The sequence below is a fragment of the Candidatus Benthicola sp. genome, assembly GCF_058719085.1.
In genome coordinates this window covers 1-3,380 of sequence record NZ_JBZQEK010000191.1, presented here as the reverse complement: position 1 = coordinate 3,380, position 3,380 = coordinate 1, and the positions used below count along the sequence as shown (strand labels likewise).

Below are 3,380 nucleotides of genomic sequence, written 5' to 3'. Positions count from 1 at the left end.
GCTCCGGAACCTGGACGAGGGCAAGGTGGAGGAGGGATCGCTGGGGCGGGCGCGCCAGACGATCGGGCTGAAGCAGGGGATCGACCAGGAAACGGGGAAGAAGATCTCGAAGGACGTGCGCGGCGGGGGTTTCAAGAAGGTGCAGGTGCAGATCCAGGGCGACGAGCTTCGGGTGATCGCCCCGTCGCGAGACACTCTGCAGGAGGTGATCACCTTCCTCAAAGGCCAGGACTACGGGGTCGAACTGACGTTCGGCAATTACCGCTAGCCGCGGTCGAGGTGGTGCGGTGAGAGTCGAGGTGTGACGTCCGGGTGACGGGCGACCGCGAAGCTTGAGCACGCAAACGAAGATCATGCAGTGCTCAGTCGCGGGAGGTCGATATGTTCGCCCGAATGCTCAAGCTGGCTTGTGCCGCCTCGATGCTGATCGTGATCGGGGCCTGTGACGGTGGCTCCCTGACCGGCCCCGAAGAGGACGCGGCTGCGCCGCTCAACCGTACCGCGTGCATGGCCGGTGGCGATGCAGCGCTCCGCGCCGGATGTCCGGGAACGGAAGAAGCCCCCGTCGATGGAACCGGAGGTCCGGTCGATCCGGGATACGACGACTGCGGGCCGACCTTTGGCGCCAGCGTATCGAAGCTCGGTCGCTGCTGACGCGCCGCCTGCGAATCGAGAGTACGTGATCGGAGGGGACCACCGCGCAGGGGTCCCCTCCGGTTTCTTTCCGCCTTTCCGACGCCCGGAAACCTTTTCCGATCCCGGATCTCTGGTCACCCGGTGCTGGCCGTCCTCGCACGGTTCAGCGCGAGCGCCGCGGCAGGCCCGCCCGCAGCACAGCTTATCGCAAGTCTATAGGAAGCATAGGATTGCAGCACAGTGTCCGGGTGCCCGGCCTTTCCATGGAGCCGGGCTCTCCGGGGGGCACGGACGTTGCGCCGCGATGTCCATCGGTCGGGGCCGTACCGAGGCGACCCCGGTAAGCCTTCTGGAGTCGGAGACGGTCTATGCTGTGCCTGCCATGCCTGGGAAGCGGCGAGTTTCCTGCCGGCAGAACCTGTCCCAGGTGCGCCGGGCGGGGCACGCTTCCGGATCGTCGCAAGGACCGACCCATGTGTCCCTACTGCATCGGCACCGGACGGGATCCCTTCCAGAAGGGACAGCTCTGCTCCGTCTGCGATGGATGGGCGCGCATGCCGGAGGAGAAGACGCCGCCGCAGCCTTCCCGGGCGCCCGACGGATCCGCCGCTCCCGACGCTCCCGGCTCGAAGGGTGGGTCGGCGACCCCATCGCCCGAGGTTCAGCCGGGCCGCTCAGCCCACCGCGCTCGACCCCTCGAGGACCTGATGCGCGACATGGCGGGAGACGTGGACGTGTGTGAACCGTCCCTGGCAGCCGACGCGCTCGATCGGCTTCACCTGCTCCGGCACTGCGACATGATTCGCGTCCTGGCTCACGAAGTGGACGAAGCCGCGCAGAGCCAGATCCGGCCCTTCACCCGAGAGTTCCCGCACTTCCTCTTCAGGCGGTACCCGGGGCGCGCAATTCGTGATCGCTACCTGCTGACATCCGGCGAGGTCCTCTTCCTGAGCCCCCGATCGGACAGCGGGAGCGAAGATCCCGAGAGCCTGATCAGGGTTCCGGCTGTCATGGCCAGCGAGATGATCGAGGACGTCCGGGTCGCATACAACCGGATGTGGAGGGCCGCGGATCGACTCGGCTGAAGCCAGCGAGCCGACGCCCGCCTGAACGCCCGTCCTGTTCGCGGAACACCGTAGCCCGACGATCCGCGAGTACTTGCGTTGCCGCCCTTCCGTGCTATACTCCGCGGCCTTTTGTGAGCCGGATCGGGATAATCTTCGCGCGGGGTTGGCCATGCCGAGGTGGCGGTCCAGACGTAGGGTGGGAGTGATCCTTGCGGTCGCCGTGCTGCTCTTGCCGTCAACGAGCCCGGCCCAGGAAGCGGAGAGCGAGGCTGCCGTTCCCGGAAACGGTTTCGGTTTCCACGCCGCGCTCGGCTACAGCTCGATGTCCGGTGACTACAGCGAGTTGATGACCGACGGCATTCCGGCCGACGGCGGGGCCTGGTATCAGACCGGCTCTCTCCGCTTCGGAGCGAACATTCACGTCGCCTCCTACGACGTGGTGGCGCCGTTCGAGTCGCAGAGCATCAGCCAGGTCAGCCTGGCGGCCACGGCGATGTGGCGATTCCGGACGCGCCACGCGCTTCAGCCCATCGTGGGCATCTCTGCCGGCGCGATCCGCTTCCGGCCGGAGGGGGCCCTGTTCGACCCGGACCCGCCGCCGCCGGACGTACCGCCGGGCGAGAACCCGGCCCCGGAGCGAACCGGCTTCATGGGAGGCGTGTTCGGAGGGCTGGAGTACTGGATCACGGGTCATTTCGCGATCCAGGGCACGGTGGCGTACCGGTTCTTCAGTACCGATCCGCTGGACGTCCCGCTGGTCGGGATCAGCGGCATCGAGACCGGTAACCTGTTCGACGTCAGCCTCGGCGTGGAGTGGGCCATATGAGGATGACCATCCGATCGGCCCTGCTCGCTGCGGCCCTGCTCGTTCCGTCCACATCTCGGGCCCAGGACGCTCTCCCGGCGGAGTACGCCGTCGCTGAGCCGGGGGCGGTCCAGCCGGACACCGGCGCCGCGCTTCGGCCCGACACCTCGGTAGCGGGCGCGCTTTCGTCGTTCGAGGGATCGGCGAACGCCTGGGGCGTTCCGCGCAACGTGGGCCTCGCGGTCGGTGAAGTCGCGTTGATCAACGCCGTGGTGTGGAGCTTCAACGAGTTCGTCCGAGGGGGGAACTTCACGCAAGTGAACCCCCGCAGCTGGTGGGAGAACATCTCCAACGGCTTCTTCTACGACGACAACAACTTCACCACGAACTTCTTCGCGCACCCGTACCACGGAAGCCTGTACTACTCGGCTGCGCGATCGAACGGTCTGAACTACTGGCTGTCGGCGCCGTTCTCCATCATGGGGAGCTTCTTCTGGGAGTGCTGCGGCGAGACGCACCCGCCGGCCTGGAACGACTGGGTGGCGACGGGAATCGGGGGCGTCGCGATCGGCGAGGTGCTGTACCGTGCGAGCTCTTCGGTGCTCGACAACCAGGCGACGGGCGCCGGCCGCGTGGGACGCGAGATCGCGGGCTTCTTCATCGACCCGATGCGAGGCTTCAACCGCCTCGTGTCGGGCCGATCCGGGCGGATCGCACCCAATCCCGAAAGTCCGTACGATCGGATTCCGCCCCACCTGGCGAACTATCTGCGCTTCGGGTACCGGAGCGTCTCGTCGGAAACGGAAGGAGGCTCCAGTCCGGTCAGCGACGACTACTCGGATGCCTTCGTCGAGTTCGACATGCGGTACGGC

General features: G+C 66.9%; 5 protein-coding genes. All 5 read left to right on the top strand.

Features of this window, described 5'->3' with window-relative positions; genetic code table 11:
* A partial coding sequence (locus AC36XV_RS13360; protein ID WP_492204185.1) for a nucleotide-binding YajQ family protein occupies window positions 1–268 on the top strand: 268 nt, incomplete at its 5' end.
* 113 nt (window positions 269–381) lie between these two features.
* A complete protein-coding gene (locus AC36XV_RS13355) occupies window positions 382–654 on the top strand; it encodes a hypothetical protein (RefSeq protein ID WP_492204184.1) in 273 nt (90 codons plus the stop codon).
* A 689-nt stretch (window positions 655–1,343) separates the two neighbouring features.
* Window positions 1,344–1,721 (top strand): hypothetical protein, encoded by a 378-nt coding sequence (locus AC36XV_RS13350; protein ID WP_492204183.1) that lies wholly within the window; start codon window positions 1,344–1,346, stop codon window positions 1,719–1,721.
* A gap of 178 nt (window positions 1,722–1,899) precedes the next feature.
* On the top strand, window positions 1,900–2,529 hold the full coding sequence (locus tag AC36XV_RS13345) for a hypothetical protein (RefSeq protein WP_492204182.1): 630 nt from the start codon (window positions 1,900–1,902) through the stop codon (window positions 2,527–2,529).
* The coding region (locus AC36XV_RS13340; RefSeq protein WP_492204181.1) for a DUF3943 domain-containing protein at window positions 2,526–3,380 on the top strand (855 nt) is incomplete at its 3' end. The genes AC36XV_RS13345 and AC36XV_RS13340, both read left to right, overlap by 4 nt.

Bases quoted from the DNA above. Each gene is read 5' to 3' on its own strand.
- AC36XV_RS13355 (WP_492204184.1), top strand. From the start codon at position 382: ATGTTCGCCCGAATGCTCAAGCTGGCTTGTGCCGCCTCGATGCTGATC.
- AC36XV_RS13350 (WP_492204183.1), top strand. From the start codon at position 1,344: ATGCGCGACATGGCGGGAGACGTGGACGTGTGTGAACCGTCCCTGGCA.